This window comes from Acinetobacter sp. UBA5984, assembly GCF_002429925.1.
GTDB classification, from domain to species: domain Bacteria; phylum Pseudomonadota; class Gammaproteobacteria; order Pseudomonadales; family Moraxellaceae; genus Acinetobacter; species Acinetobacter variabilis.
This window is the reverse complement of the sequence record NZ_DJBE01000072.1, coordinates 57,123-71,062: the sequence shown is the minus strand read 5'-3', so window position 1 is coordinate 71,062 and position 13,940 is coordinate 57,123. Positions and strand designations below refer to the sequence as shown.

Here is a 13,940-nt window from a genome sequence, read left to right as displayed (position 1 = left end):
CGAATATATAGACAAAATCTATACTGTAGACCGAGCAACTGCTGCACCAAGCGAATTTGCCAGGCTACCTAAGGAGCTCTCTCATGATGTTGGCTGATCCAAGTAAAAAATACCGTCGCATGTATCAACGTGTGGACTTACCAGACCGTCAATGGCCGAACAATGAAATCACTAAAGCGCCAATCTGGATGAGTACTGACCTGCGTGATGGTAACCAGGCGATCTTCGAGCCAATGAACATCGAGCAGAAGTTCAAAATGTTCCAGATGTTGGTAAAAATCGGTTTCAAACATATTGAAATCGGCTTCCCTTCTGCATCTCAAATTGATTTCGACTTCACCCGTAAATTGATTGAAGAAGGTCATATTCCGGCTGATGTTTACATTGAAGTACTGGTTCAGGCACGTGACCATTTGATCGCACGTACTTTTGAATCTTTACAAGGTGCGAAACGCGCAATCGTGCATATCTACAACTCTAACTCTCCAACCTTCCGTCAAAAAGTGTTGAACGTAGATGTTGAAGGTGCAAAACAGTTAGCGATTAATGCAGCGCAAAAAGTGAAAGAATACGCAGCAAAACAGCCTGAAACTGAATTTGTTTTCCAGTACAGCCCTGAATGTTTCTCTGCAACTGAATTGGAAGTGGCGAAAGACGTTTGCGACGCTGTGACTGAAATCTGGGAAGCATCTCCAGAAAACAAAGTGATCTTGAACTTGCCAGCCACTGTCGAAGTCTCTACACCAAACGTGTATGCCGACCAAGTGGAATGGATGCACCGTAACATCGAGCGTCGTGATGGCGTGATCATTTCAGTTCACTGTCACAATGACCGTGGCTGTGGGATCGCAGCGTCTGAATTGGCGATCATGGCCGGTGCTGACCGTGTCGAAGGTTGTGTATTCGGTAATGGTGAGCGTACCGGTAACGTGGACGTGGCAGCAATTGCCTTAAACATGTACACCCAGGGTGTTGCGCCAAACTTGGATTTCTCGAATATCAACGAAATTATTGCGACTGTTGAAGAATGTACTGGCTTGCCTGTACACCCACGTCATCCATATGCGGGTGACTTGGTCTTCACAGCATTCTCTGGTTCACACCAGGATGCAATCAAAAAAGGTTTCGAATTCCAGAAAAACCAGGAAATCTGGGATATGCCGTACTTGCCGATCGATCCGAAAGACTTGGGCCGTGACTATGACGCTGTCATCCGCGTGAACTCACAGTCTGGTAAAGGCGGTATCGCTTACTTGTTAGAATCGAACTACAACGTGACCTTGCCACGTCGTTTACAGATCGAATTCTCGCAAATCGTGCAGCAAAAAACTGATGAAGATGGTACTGAGATTTCAGCACAAGCAATCTGGAGCTTGTTCAAAGAAACATATGTTGCGGCGAAAGATGCACATTATTCAGCGAAAAACTACAAATTGTCAGATGAAAATGGTAATCAGGTGATTGAGCTGGATATTGAAGTGAATGGTGAAACCCAGCACTTGCGTGGTGAAGGTAACGGTCCGATCTCTGCAATCTTGGATGCCTTACAATTGCCGATTGATGTCTTGAACTATGAAGAACGTAGCATCAGCTCAGGTGCACATGCCAAAGCATTGGCATTGGTTGAACTTCAAGTAAAAGGCACAGGTAAATCTGCCTTTGGTGCGGGCGTACATGACAACATCGTGACCTCTTCAATTGAAGCGATTATTGCCTGTACCAACCGCCTGATCGACCAGGATGTGTTAAGCACTGAACAGGTGATTGCTGCTGCCGTCTAAACCCGGTATTTGAATTAGCGATAATTCATAGCAGTAAAAAGACTTTAGAAGGATACCTGCAAATGGTATCCTTTTATTTATTCATACTAAAGATTTAAGGCGAATCATTCCCGTGTCTTTTCCAGCTGACTCAGTGGGCCTTGTTGTCCCACAAAAGTTCCAATTCGAACAGCCGTTAGAGCTTGAATGCGGTCGCATCCTCCCACGTTTTGAACTGATGGTAGAAACTTATGGCGAACTGAATGCCGATAAGTCCAATGCCATTTTGATCTGCCATGCCCTGTCTGGCCATCATCATGCTGCAGGTTATCATCATGAAGATGATAAAAAACCAGGCTGGTGGGATGCTTGTATTGGCCCGGGTAAGGCAATCGATACCAATAAATTCTTTGTGGTGGCGCTGAATAATATCGGCGGTTGTAATGGTTCTACTGGTCCTACCTCTCCTAATCCCGAAAATGATAACCGCCCATATGGTCCAGACTTTCCGCTAGTCACTGTGCGTGACTGGGTGAAAACTCAGGCGATGCTGTCTGACCGTCTGGGGATTGATGTGTGGTATTCCATCATTGGCGGCTCACTCGGGGGCATGCAGGCCTTGCAATGGTCGGTAGATTATCCGGACCGTCTGCAAAAATGCGTGATTATTGCCAGTGCACCGAAACTGTCTGCACAAAATATTGCCTTTAACGAAGTCGCGCGTCAGTCGATTCTGTCTGATCCGGACTTCCATCATGGCCGTTATCTAGAAAATGACAGCTATCCAAAACGAGGCCTGATTCTGGCACGGATGGTCGGTCATATTACCTATCTGTCTGAGGAAGCCATGAAGCAGAAATTTGGCCGTGATTTAAAATCTGGCAAATTCATGTATGGCTTCGATGTGGAATTCCAGGTCGAAAGCTACCTGCGTTATCAGGGTGAACAGTTTAGCCGTAACTTTGATGCCAATACTTATCTGATCATGACCAAAGCACTAGACTACTTTGATCCTTCACGTGAATATCAGCAGTCACTGGTCAAAGCGATGGCGCAAACCAAATGTAAGTTCCTGGTGGTTTCATTTACCACAGACTGGCGGTTCTCACCTTCACGTTCTGTTGAAATCGTAGACGCCTTAATTACCAATAATAAGCCTGTCAGCTATCTGGATATTGATGCTGAGCAAGGCCATGACTCCTTCCTGTTCCCGATTCCTCTGTATGTAAAATCCTTGCGCGCCTTCCTGGGCGGTGAAGAACATCTGCGATCAACACCGAAGGAGGCTGTGTAATGCGTATTGACCAACAACTTGCTGAAAAATGGATCAAGCCCGGTTCACGTATCCTCGACCTCGGTTGTGGTGATGGCGAACTGCTGGCCCATATGAGCAAAAAGCACAATATTCGTGCATATGGATTAGAAATTGATCAAGAAAAGATTGCAATTGCGATCAGTCGCGGGTTAAATATCATCCAGCAGGACTTAAACCTCGGTTTAAGCCGTTTTGCTGACCAGTCTTTTGACTATGTGGTGATGGCACAGGCTTTGCAAGCTGTAGATGCACCAGACGTATTATTGCGTGACATGGTGCGTGTAGGGAAACAGGCCATTATTACCTTTCCAAACTTTGCGCACTGGAAGACTCGTTCTTTCTTGGCATTAAAAGGGAAAATGCCGGTTTCGGAAGCCTTACCCTATATGTGGTATAACACCCCGAACATTCACCTATGTACTTTCCGTGACTTTGAAGCATTATGCGCGGAAAACAACATAAAAATTATTAATCGACTCGCTGTGAATGGGAATCAAGAAGATAGTTTGCTTAGCAAACATCTCCCAAATCTGTTTGGTGAAGTCGCAATTTATCGAGTGAGCGCTCTATGAAAAAATTATTATTAAGTACGACGCTACTGGCTGGACTTTTTGGCATGCAGGCCCATGCCGATTACGTTGCACCAACGCCTTCTGTGGCCAGCCAAGCAGCGCAATATTCAGTAATGGACATTCATAGTCTGACTAAAGCAGCTAAAGCGGGTCAGCCTGGTGCACAATTTTATTTAGCAACCAAATATCAATATGGCAAAGACGTCCAGAAAGATGAACGTCAGGCCTTTGCATGGTACAAAGCTGCTGCCGACCAAGGTCTGGCAGTGGCTCAACTGAATGTTGGCCGTATGCTGGCAGATGGTATTGGTACCAAAAAAGATGAAACACTGGCTCGCCAGTACTTCGAAAAAGCAGCTAGCCGTGGTGATAACCGTGCCAGCTTCAATCTGGCCATGATGGAAGAAAAGAAGAAAAACTACATGGGTGCTTACCAGTGGTATGAACTCTCTACCCGCGATGGCATGCTGGACAATAAAGTGATTACTTTATCTGAAGGTAAGAAAACTGCATTGGCAGCTAACTTAACCCAAGAACAGATCCGTCAGGCACGTGACCGTGCAGACAAATGGATTCAGGCACAATAAGCTAAAATTTTTAAAGAGCACCTTCGGGTGCTTTTTTTATACTTTAAAAAAACTGTAACATATTAAAAATAATAAACTATTTCTAAAGCCTATAAAGGGAATTTACATGAAAAAATTTAAGGGATATGCATCATTGCTGTTATTTTTTCCATTAGTCGCATGTACAGTCTCAACAACTTCTTACAACACTTGGAATAAGCCTGGCATAACTAGATATGAAGCAGATAATGCTCTCGCAAAATGTAAATATGATTTAGGCTTAGCCAAAATTGATGCAATGGATAGAGAAGATATGGTTAATAACTGTATGAAGGCTCAAGGTTTTAGAAATAGATAAAATTAAAAGCACCTTCGGGTGCTTTTTTATTACCGGTTTATTTCACGTAAATTGGCAAGCAAGGTTAAAATAGTCCCTCCCTTAAAGTTCAACAACGAGATTCAACATGACTTCAACTGACTGGTTATCCCAAGGCACACTGGTATTAGCAAGTAATAACAAAGGCAAAATTGCAGAATTCGAAAAGATGTTTGCCGAGCTTAAACTACCGGTTGAAGTGATTCCTCAAGGCAAGCTAAATATCGGAGATGCGATTGAAGACGGTTTAAGCTTCGTAGAAAATGCCATTATCAAGGCGCGTCATGCGTCCAAAATTTCGGGTAAACCAGCCATTGCCGATGACTCAGGAATTTGTGTGCCCGTACTCGGTGGTATGCCAGGAATTTATTCAGCCCGTTTTGCCGGTGAACATGGCAATGATGCAGCCAATAATGAAAAGCTTTTAAACAGACTAAAACCGTTACGCAAAGATGGTGAAGCGATTGAAGGTATGTTTGTGTGTGTACTGGCCTTAGTCCAGCATGCTGAAGATCCACTGCCACAAATTTTCCAGGGCATCTGGAAAGGTGAAATTCTGGAAGCACCACGCGGTGAAAATGGTTTTGGTTATGATCCATTATTCTGGTTACCAGAACTAGGAACTTCTAGTGCGGAACTGAGCAAAGAAGAAAAAAATAAAATTAGCCATCGTGGTCAGGCGATGAAACTGTTTAAGGCGAGTTTGGAAAAATAAATCTAATTCCTAAAAGGAGTCCTCCCTCCTTTTAGGAGGGAGTTAGAGGTCATTCCCTCACCCTTGGGGAGAAGGAGCCCTCCCTTTTTCAAAGGGAGGTTGGGAGGGATTCTTCCATCTCACCCCTTACTTTTTATTCTCATTCATTTCTACAAAGAACTTAATCCTCCTCAATCCCTTCCCTAATAAAGGAAGGACTTTCAAAAACTTTATACCCTCTCTCTAACTCTCTCCCAGAGGGAGAGAGAACTTTTAAATTTATAAACCCGGTACCAACATATGCACCACCACCCCATATACTCCAATCAAAATTGAACTCGCAATCGTTCCTGAAGCGATATATTTGGCTGAATAACCTGTGCCCTGATAATGGGTCTCCAGTGCCACAATATTCGCGGCGGGTGGAAGCAGGAAATACATCATCATCACAGCATAAATCAGGGCTTGATGTGGAATCGGTAACAAGAAATAAGCCCCTGCCGCCAGACCTAGAGCCAGCACAAAACGACCGCTGATCAAGATCAAACTACGTTTTAAATCACTCAGTTGAATCCTGACTTTACTCAGCCACATTCCCAGAATACACATACCGGCAAAAGTCACTAGAAGCTTGTTGGCTGCATAGCCCCATTGAATCAGCGGATGCGCTTCATAGGCACTAAAATCCCAGAAGGACAGAATCGCTGCAATAGAAAGCGCAATCACTGGCGGGGATTTCAGCATATTTTTAATAATGAATTGGGGAGCCTGTTTTTCAGCACTGACTGCCACTACTGCACTGACATTGCCAAATAAGGAACCACCAATATAAAGAGCAACAATAGTATTTAAGGCATCCGGACCAAATACAGCTAAGGCAAAAGGAAAGCCAAGCCAGACCCCATTTAAATAACTAAAACATAATGCCCGCAATTTATCTTTGGAGAAAAGAAAGAACAGGCCAAATAGAAACAGTGAGCTAAAGATACTAAAACCGATCAGCCACAAACTGCCCGGCTTATAAAACACCATGTTGTAAATGACAATCAAGGGAATCAAAAGACGTGCCAGCAAGGCCGCCATGAATGGACGGATCGACTTTAAATAATGAACGCCCCAGAATCCAATCAGAAATGAAATAAGCGGAAGGAGCAATGCCATAGGAAAGCTGAAAATGCGTAGATAGATGGGCTTTATCCTAGCATACCTATCTGTTTTCAGAGTTCACTGTTTAAACTGATCTTTTTATAAATATCATCACCAATACTGTTATTTAGCTAATAATCGGAATAACTTGTTCAACGATCTGTCCTGCTGTTTCACCCTGCTGGGATTTTTCCAGCCACTGCCACTCATCGGTTTTCATTCTCAGGAAATTGGAACAGCGCGTGCCATAAGCCGGACTTTGAATAAAGGTTGAAGACAACAACTGTTCCAGTTCATGTGAAATCCCGGTCTTCGGCAACAACTCCGGAATGATCTTGCGTTCATCTTCCAGAATATCCCAAACGGCATAATAAAGATCAGATTCAGGCATATCTGGATACTGCAGCATGGGCAGAAATTCCTGGGTAAAACGCTTGCGCAGGTGTCGAGTCTTTTCCCAATGTTCCGTGAGCAAGCCATTGGACACTACATACACGCCATGTGCTAGTACTTGTGGTGCCTCACCACGGTTACTCATATAGACTGCCTGCTCTCGATCGCCGACAAACAGGTTAAAGCCCGCATAATCACATTGACATTTTTCCAGTTCTTGAGCAAACCGGATAGGTGTCAATTCGGATTCCAGAAAGTGCTGAATGATATGTCCACGTGAAGTTGGGTAGTTATTCTTGTCATTACCCTCCCTGAAATTGGTAATCACTGCCCATCGTCCTGAAACCGTTATACCCATCCAGGTACCACCAGACTGAAGATCCTGCCCGGCAATAATCAGACTGTTCTCCCATTCATGTAATGCCTGGGTTGGACGTTGATAGAACTCATCACGATTTGAAATCAGACATAATGGCGTTTCATCCAGAACCCGCCAAGCCAGTGCCACAATACACATAATTGATGCTCTCGATCTTTACACATTGAATGTACAACATTTTTCTTCGCTTTCAGCTAAAATCTGTGCAAAACAGAATCACAAGGAACAGGAATGCTCACCTATCCAAACATAGATCCCGTTGCAATTTCGCTCGGACCTTTGCAAGTCCACTGGTATGGACTGATGTATCTCTTGGCTTTTTTATTTGCCTGGGGACTGGCGACTTATCGCTCTAAACAACGCGGCTGGACACCAGATATGGTCTCGGATCTGATTTTCTTTGGGGCGCTAGGTGTGATCATCGGCGGCCGGGTTGGTTATGTTTTATTCTACGGTTTTTCTCAGTTTTTGGAAAATCCACTTTGGCTGTTCCAGATCTGGACCGGTGGCATGAGTTTCCACGGCGGTTTCCTCGGCGTAATCGTAGCGATGTTGTGGTGGTGCAAGAAATATAAGATGGCCTGGTTCCAGACACTGGACTTTATTGCGCCCTGCGTTCCGACAGGCCTGATGTTTGGCCGGATCGGTAACTTTATTGGTGGTGAACTCTATGGCCGTCAAGTGACTGATCCAAACTTTGCTTTGGGCATGATTTTCCCGACCGATCCGCTGCAACTGGTACGTCATCCCTCACAACTGTATCAGGCGCTCTGTGAAGGCCTGATTCTGTTTATTGTACTGTGGTGGTTCAGTAGCAAGCCCCGTCCACGTATGGCAGTTTCTGCGGTATTCCTGACCGGCTATGGTCTGGCCCGTTTTATCGTCGAGTTCTTCCGTGAACCGGATAATGGTCAGCTCTTTATTGGCTGGATGAGTAAAGGACAATTCCTGAGCCTGCCAATGATCCTGATTGGTCTGTGGATGCTGTGGTACGCCTATCAGAAGAAAGTTTATGACTGGGGTCCACAGAAAAATAACGGATAATTTTGCTAAATATTGCGAGGCATCTGCCTCGCTTTTTTATATTTAAAATATGCTAAAGTGCTTTTTATCTTTTCTGTTCACACATCATCATGCTTGAGTTCTGGTTCAATCCGCAGGTGTCAATCCTGAAAAAACTGCTGTTCTTTGTTGTGATTGCTGCAATTGCCGTAGGTCTGTACTGGATGGAACCTTTGCCTTTAGATGCCATCCTGATGTTTGCCGGTACCGGAATTATTTTTCTGATTTGTCGTTACTGTAAAATTCATTTCGCAGCAAAAAATCCGACTGGCCTGTTCTATCGTGTCCTGACCTGGATTCCGATTGCCTTATTAATCAGCCTGATTTTTATGAACATGAAACAGGGTGAAATCTTGCTGCCAGGCGCTCAGGGAATTGCCTTTATGGCTTTGGCAATCTGCCTGTTTTCGCCTCTGTCTTTGCTTAATCAGAACAAGCCGGATTCAGGTTCACCACATGCTTGAATTCTGGTATTCCGAACACTGCAATCGTCAGCTCAAGCTCATCATTATTATTACGGTATGTATCGTAATTTACATAGCATCGACTGTAACGAAACTGGGTTCGATATTTGTTGGAATCAGTCTGGCGATTGGAATGCTGATGCACGTCTTGCGTGAATTCAGATTAAAGCTTTCTCCTGAAAATCCTTATGCTGAAGGTTTTCGTGCTTTAACGATGGCGATTCCGATTGTGGCAGTAATTAGCCTGATCGGTTATTTACCCAAAACAGGTGAGATCGGAGAAACTGTAGCGCTAGGTCTACAATGCTTAGGCTTTGTGGCGATTGGACTGTTTATCGTGTCGATTTATAATCAACGTGCGAAACGCTTCGAAGATTGAACCATTTCGCGACTTTCATTTTTAAGTTCTGAAATTTTCAGCGTCGGATTTAAAGATAGGAATCCAGACGGTAATACGTATATTTCACATTGGAATTACGATAGACCGCATAGCCATTCTGTTTAAAATCAGAAACCCAGGCTGAACCAGAATACGCTGCAATATGACCATACTGATGCTGTGAAGTCCGGTCGATAATATAGATATCACCTTTTTTCGGACGGTCAAAAGACAGGTTGATTTTTCGATAGCCCAATTGCTGCAGGGTGTTACCCCAGTCAGCTGCGGCAACAGGATGATTCACAATTTTTGCGCCTGAAGACTGCAATCCGACGCGAATACTGCGTGCACATTTCTGTGTACTGGTACTGCGGGTAATGCCTTGCAGGTAGCTGGTGAATTTTTCAATATCGAAACGCTGGCCGTTCATTGCACCGAAAGTCTTGCGAGATTCAGAGTTTTTGTTACGAGCTGACGCAGAGGTATAGCGCTGAGGCTGACGTTTGGAATTTTGTCCCGATTGGGAACGAATTATGACGTTCGCTTGAACAGGAGCATGCACTTCGCTCATATTCACTTGATGATCATAAATCATATTGGACCAAGTACTCCTCGCCTGTAAGTTTGGCTTTCAAATCTTCAACACGCGGTGAATACTAGACGGTTAAATGTTACTTTTCACGTTAAAAATGTAAATATATTTTTCCGCATTTATTTAATTTTACTTAACTTGTTATTTCTTTTAGATTTATAAAATTTACAATTTTCACAAAAAAGTTATAAATTCACTACTTTTCAAATTAATTAGCAATTCTGCTCAGACTATTTCTAAATCAATATTTGAGCGCCTTTCTGACTAAATCTGTAATTTTACTCACGATAATAAAGTCAACATTTCACTACGGGATTACATCATTCTGGCTAACAACTCTCGTATTAGACTGATTTAGTAAATTTAAATTGAGATGATGAGGAAGAAAAATATGAGTCATGATGTAAAGACTATTTCAAATTTCAATTTAGAACAATATTTAGGGATCTGGTACGAAATTGCCCGTCTGCCTATGAAACACCAACCTGAAGACAGTACTGATATTTCCGCAGCCTACAGCCTGAATGAAAATGGCACAGTCCGCGTCCAGAACCGTTGTCTAGATGGTGCGGGCAAACTCGATGAATCTATTGGGGAAGCCACTATTGTTGATGCAGAACATGGCAAACTGAAAGTCAGTTTCTTGCCTGAAGGTTTGCACTGGGTACCTTTTACCAAAGGGGATTACTGGATTCTCAAACTGGATGACAAGTATGAGACCGCCTTGGTCGGTGAGCCAAACATGAAATATTTATGGCTCCTGCATCGTAAGCCGACACTGGATGAAACGACCAAACAGGAATATCTGGCCTATGCTGAATCGCTGGGTTATGACCTGTCCGATCTGATCCATACGGTACATACCGGTAAGCCAACGGCTTAAAAAAAGATAATAAAAAAGCATCCATCATGGGTGCTTTTTTATGCCCTTTTCTCTCATGTTTAATCATTTTCACTGCTATGCGGAAGTGCTCAAAAAAATGTTATGATGAGCGCAATTTTAAATTGCCCAATTCAAAGAAAAGCAATTTGCAACAGATTTTAAGAGAGACCTATGCGCCAATATCTTGACCTTTTACAACATATCCTCGACAACGGCGGCGATAAAGGCGATCGTACCGGCACAGGTACACGTTCGGTATTTGGTCATCAGATGCGCTTTGATCTTTCCAAGGGCTTCCCTTTACTTACCACTAAAAAAGTTCATTTCCGTTCGATCGTGATTGAACTGCTGTGGTTCCTGAAAGGTGATACCCATGTAAAGTATCTTCAGGATAATAAAGTGACCATCTGGGATGAATGGGCCACTGCGGAACAGACCGCACGCTTTGGTCGTCCAGAAGGTGAACTTGGTCCAGTCTATGGCCATCAATGGCGTAATTTTGGTGCCACTCAAAATGCAGATGGCAGCTACAATCAGGATGGTTTTGACCAGATCAAATGGCTGATCAATGAGATCAAGACCAATCCAAATTCACGCCGTCTGATTGTGTCTGGCTGGAATCCGAATGAAGCGAGTCAGGTGGCTTTACCGCCTTGCCATACCCTGTTCCAGTTCTTTGTACATAATGGCAAACTGTCTTGCCAGCTTTATCAACGTAGTGCTGACGTATTTCTTGGCGTTCCATTTAATATTGCCAGCTATGCCCTGCTGACTCATATGATTGCGCAGGTGTGTGATCTGGATGTAGGCGATTTTGTCTGGACGGGTGGTGATACGCATTTATATGCCAATCATTTTGAACAGGCTAAACTTCAATTGAGTCGTGAGCCTTTAGGCCTGTGCCAGTTAAAACTGAATCCTGAAGTTAAAGACCTGTTTGATTTCAAATTCGAGGATATTGAAATTGTGGGTTATGAATCACATCCAGGAATTAAAGCGCCAGTTGCAGTTTAATTCCTGTTAAACCCCGGAAAATATTCAAATCCCACTTTGCTTAAAGTGGGATTTTGCATTTTAATAGCAATAATTTTTATCTGTTTTTGAGTATGGGTATGGCATTTCAGGATTTAGAAGTCGTTCATGTCGTGGCAATGGATCAGCAGCGCTGTATTGGTAAGGACAATGACCTGCCTTGGCATATCTCAGCAGATCTCAAGCACTTTAAGGAAATCACTCAAGGCGGCGTAATTGTCATGGGCCGTAAAACGCTTGAGTCGATGGGCCGTGCGCTGCCTAAACGTGTGAACTGGGTGATTACCCGCGATCCTGACTGGTCCTTTGAAGGCGTCAAAGTCGCGCATACGATTGAAGATGCCTTGACTCAAGCCGTGGCCGATGTGCAGGCTTCAGAAAAACCGAATGCTATTTTTATCATTGGCGGCGGTGAAATCTTTAAACAGACTCTGGAGATCGCTGATCGTCTGGAACTGACCCATGTTGAACTGGATGTACAGGGTCATGCCTACTATCCGGAAATTCCGGCCGAGTTCAAAAAAGTTGCGTCAGAACAACATATCGATGACAAAACCGGTATTGCATTTGAGTTCGCAACATACAGAAAATAAAGCCTATTTTCTATAAAAGATCGAACATGCAAGGACAAGACAATTCAGAAAAGCATTGGAGCCTGTGGTTATTAGGGAGTCTGTTTAGTGTATTTGTCCTGTGTTCAAGCCTTTGGCTGAGCCTGATGCTCTGGGTACAACAACCCTTGGGCAAAATTGGCAGCATCATTCTGGTTGGTCTCTGGCTTGTGTTTGCCTGTGTGGTCTTGGGCATTTATTTCACCAAGCATCTGATTTCCCGACAGGTGGATACAGTGCTTTATTTGCTGGCCTTTCTGTTCAGCTTACTGGCTTATTTAAGCATGGAGCCTCGTCAGGATCGTGACTGGAATCCTGAAGTTTCCCGACTGCTCTCCTATGAGCAGCAAGGCAATCAAGTCACCTTGCACAATATCCGTAATTTTGACTGGCAAGCAGAGGGGCAATATACCGAACGCTGGGAAAGCCGGAGTTTTGACCTGAACGACATTACCGGAGTAAACATCATTACCTCTTACTGGATGGGGCCTAAAATTGCCCATACGCTGGTCAGTTTTGATTTTGCCAATCAGAAACCACTCGTCTTCTCGATCGAAATTCGCAAAGAAAAGGATGAGAAATTTTCTGCCATTGGCGGCTTCTTCCGAAAATATGAACTAAGTCTGGTCGCCTCAGATGAGAAAGATATTGTATATACGCGTAGCAATATTCGTGGCGAGCAGGTCTACTTTTTTCCGGTAAAAATGCCGCAAGCAGAAGCTCAAGCCCTATTTAAAGAATATCTGCGTAAGGCTGATGAACTGGCCAAAGAGCCTAAATGGTATAACACCCTGAGCAGTAACTGCACGACTCTGGTCTTTGATATGGCTCAGGCAGTATCTCAACAACAGCTTCCTTCAGATTACCGCTTGCTGGCTTCTGGGTATTTACCTGATTATTTATATGATTTAAAAGCGCTAGATCAACGCTGGGATATACAAACCTGGTATCAGCGTGCACACGTTAATCCACGAGTTAGAGATACCGGTCAGATCTCCAGTCAGGAGTATTCACAACGCCTGCGTCAAGGCCTACCTGAGTCGAATTCCAGATAATTTTCCAAGTTATCTAACTTAAAGAAAGATACAAAATCAACTGGCATATATTTAATTTTTTTGTTTATATACAAATAGCTAACTCAGAATTAGAGTCTCTCTCATGCTAAAAAAATTAACAGCAATCATGATTTTAGGTTCAGTCTTTGCAATGTCGGGTTGTGAAACTGTACCTAGTACCTCATCAGTCAAAACTGAAAATAATTTACAGCTCCTGCAAAATCGTACCTGGATTGTGAACCAGATTGGTAATACTGAAATTACTACAGCACCGACAGCACGCAATATTCCAAGTCTGCAATTCGATGCAGCGACTCAACGCGTGTCTGGCGCAGATGGCTGTAACCGTATCATGGGCAGCTACACTGCCGGTAAAGATACTCTCAACTTAAGCCAGATGGCGAGTACCGAAATGGCTTGTCTGGATAATGAAGGTCTGGATCAGAAATTTAAGGAAGCACTGAGCAAAGTGACCCATTATCAGGTCTATGGTAAAACCCTGAAATTAATGGACCGTCATGGCAATTTACTTATTCAGTTAGAAAGTGCAGTACAGCCTCGCTAAGTTCTGACTACAAAAAGCCTGTATCGTGCAGGCTTTATATCTTTCATACTCATATGAACATTCAATAATCAGCACTCTACAATGATGAGGACTTAA

The 13,940-nt window shown here is 43.6% G+C and carries 17 protein-coding genes; 14 read left to right on the top strand and 3 right to left on the bottom strand.

What is annotated here, in order from left to right; genetic code table 11:
- Nucleotides 1-83: 83 nt before the first annotated feature.
- From leuA to rdgB, 6 genes are all read left to right on the top strand, one after another.
- Complete coding sequence (gene leuA, locus B3J29_RS12040; protein ID WP_005232223.1) at nucleotides 84-1,781, top strand: 2-isopropylmalate synthase; 1,698 nt, start codon at nucleotides 84-86, stop codon at nucleotides 1,779-1,781.
- Nucleotides 1,782-1,893: 112 nt separating this feature from the next.
- Nucleotides 1,894-3,054: a homoserine O-succinyltransferase MetX gene (gene metX, locus B3J29_RS12035; protein WP_004781977.1), complete on the top strand. Its 1,161-nt coding sequence runs from the start codon at nucleotides 1,894-1,896 to the stop codon at nucleotides 3,052-3,054.
- Nucleotides 3,054-3,647 carry a methionine biosynthesis protein MetW gene (gene metW, locus B3J29_RS12030; RefSeq protein WP_004781976.1) on the top strand — a complete coding sequence of 198 codons (594 nt, stop codon included), beginning with the start codon at nucleotides 3,054-3,056 and terminating at the stop codon, nucleotides 3,645-3,647. Before metX ends, metW begins: the two co-directional genes overlap by 1 nt.
- Entirely contained in the window at nucleotides 3,644-4,234 is a 591-nt protein-coding gene (locus B3J29_RS12025; RefSeq protein WP_004781974.1) for a tetratricopeptide repeat protein, read from the top strand. The genes metW and B3J29_RS12025 overlap by 4 nt, the downstream gene beginning before the upstream one ends.
- 106 nt (nucleotides 4,235-4,340) lie before the next feature.
- Nucleotides 4,341-4,571, top strand: coding sequence for a hypothetical protein (locus B3J29_RS12020; RefSeq protein ID WP_004781972.1), 231 nt, complete (start codon nucleotides 4,341-4,343; stop codon nucleotides 4,569-4,571).
- A 106-nt stretch (nucleotides 4,572-4,677) separates the two neighbouring features.
- Nucleotides 4,678-5,304: an RdgB/HAM1 family non-canonical purine NTP pyrophosphatase gene (rdgB, locus tag B3J29_RS12015; RefSeq protein ID WP_004781971.1), complete on the top strand. Its 627-nt coding sequence runs from the start codon at nucleotides 4,678-4,680 to the stop codon at nucleotides 5,302-5,304.
- Between the two features lie 258 nt (nucleotides 5,305-5,562).
- Here rdgB and B3J29_RS12010 read toward each other — a convergent pair whose 3' ends face one another.
- On the bottom strand, nucleotides 5,563-6,444 hold the full coding sequence (locus tag B3J29_RS12010) for a hypothetical protein (RefSeq protein WP_004781969.1): 882 nt from the start codon (nucleotides 6,442-6,444) through the stop codon (nucleotides 5,563-5,565).
- A 112-nt stretch (nucleotides 6,445-6,556) separates the two neighbouring features.
- Nucleotides 6,557-7,339: an NRDE family protein gene (locus B3J29_RS12005; protein ID WP_005232234.1), complete on the bottom strand. Its 783-nt coding sequence runs from the start codon at nucleotides 7,337-7,339 to the stop codon at nucleotides 6,557-6,559.
- Between the two features lie 93 nt (nucleotides 7,340-7,432).
- Between B3J29_RS12005 and lgt the strand changes: the two genes are divergently transcribed.
- The 3 genes from lgt (at nucleotide 7,433) to B3J29_RS11990 (ending at nucleotide 9,106) form a co-directional block, all read left to right on the top strand.
- Nucleotides 7,433-8,245, top strand: coding sequence for a prolipoprotein diacylglyceryl transferase (gene lgt, locus B3J29_RS12000; protein ID WP_005232235.1), 813 nt, complete (start codon nucleotides 7,433-7,435; stop codon nucleotides 8,243-8,245).
- A gap of 89 nt (nucleotides 8,246-8,334) precedes the next feature.
- Nucleotides 8,335-8,727: a hypothetical protein gene (locus tag B3J29_RS11995; protein ID WP_005232248.1), complete on the top strand. Its 393-nt coding sequence runs from the start codon at nucleotides 8,335-8,337 to the stop codon at nucleotides 8,725-8,727.
- Nucleotides 8,720-9,106, top strand: coding sequence for a hypothetical protein (locus tag B3J29_RS11990; protein WP_005232249.1), 387 nt, complete (start codon nucleotides 8,720-8,722; stop codon nucleotides 9,104-9,106). Before B3J29_RS11995 ends, B3J29_RS11990 begins: the two co-directional genes overlap by 8 nt.
- A gap of 49 nt (nucleotides 9,107-9,155) precedes the next feature.
- On the opposite strand, the gene B3J29_RS11985 is transcribed toward B3J29_RS11990, so the two are convergent.
- A complete protein-coding gene (locus tag B3J29_RS11985) occupies nucleotides 9,156-9,701 on the bottom strand; it encodes a CHAP domain-containing protein (RefSeq protein ID WP_004781961.1) in 546 nt (181 codons plus the stop codon).
- A 388-nt stretch (nucleotides 9,702-10,089) separates the two neighbouring features.
- Here B3J29_RS11985 and B3J29_RS11980 point away from each other — a divergent pair, with 388 nt between their 5' ends.
- The 5 genes from B3J29_RS11980 (at nucleotide 10,090) to B3J29_RS11960 (ending at nucleotide 13,844) form a co-directional block, all read left to right on the top strand.
- Entirely contained in the window at nucleotides 10,090-10,581 is a 492-nt protein-coding gene (locus B3J29_RS11980; RefSeq protein ID WP_005232256.1) for a lipocalin family protein, read from the top strand.
- Nucleotides 10,582-10,752: 171 nt separating this feature from the next.
- The gene (gene thyA, locus B3J29_RS11975) at nucleotides 10,753-11,595 is read left to right on the top strand and encodes a thymidylate synthase (RefSeq protein ID WP_034169878.1); all 843 of its coding nucleotides are present in this window, start codon (nucleotides 10,753-10,755) and stop codon (nucleotides 11,593-11,595) included.
- Nucleotides 11,596-11,693: 98 nt separating this feature from the next.
- On the top strand, nucleotides 11,694-12,206 hold the full coding sequence (gene dfrA40, locus B3J29_RS11970) for a trimethoprim-resistant dihydrofolate reductase DfrA40 (protein WP_005232285.1): 513 nt from the start codon (nucleotides 11,694-11,696) through the stop codon (nucleotides 12,204-12,206).
- A gap of 26 nt (nucleotides 12,207-12,232) precedes the next feature.
- Complete coding sequence (locus tag B3J29_RS11965; protein WP_005232289.1) at nucleotides 12,233-13,279, top strand: DUF4105 domain-containing protein; 1,047 nt, start codon at nucleotides 12,233-12,235, stop codon at nucleotides 13,277-13,279.
- A gap of 103 nt (nucleotides 13,280-13,382) precedes the next feature.
- Nucleotides 13,383-13,844 (top strand): META domain-containing protein, encoded by a 462-nt coding sequence (locus B3J29_RS11960; protein WP_034702341.1) that lies wholly within the window; start codon nucleotides 13,383-13,385, stop codon nucleotides 13,842-13,844.
- The last annotated feature ends 96 nt before the right edge of the window (nucleotides 13,845-13,940 follow it).